Origin of the sequence: Citricoccus alkalitolerans, assembly GCF_039528175.1 — a bacterium.
Lineage (GTDB): Bacteria > Actinomycetota > Actinomycetes > Actinomycetales > Micrococcaceae > Citricoccus > Citricoccus alkalitolerans.
In genome coordinates this window covers 1-264 of the sequence record NZ_BAAALH010000001.1, presented here as the reverse complement: position 1 = coordinate 264, position 264 = coordinate 1, and positions in this window count along the sequence as shown.

Sequence of the window (264 nt, the reverse complement as noted above, 5' to 3'; positions counted from 1 at the left end):
GCGTTTCCCCCACGCTATGACCGCCGTAACCCTGTTACCACCTCTGTTGACATCTGCAACCCGGAAGGGGTTGGTGTTCGGTCGGGGGTAGTCTCAGTGTCCCTGTCGTGTCCACACCGTTTGGGGTGGTGTGGGATCGACCCAGGGGGTTACAACTTACCTTGTTGCACTGTTCAGTTGTTCCACCCCTGAGTGTTGTCGGGGTGGTGGTTCGGTTGGTTGTTGTTCCGCAACCGCATAGTGGACGCTACGCATCTGGCCCTC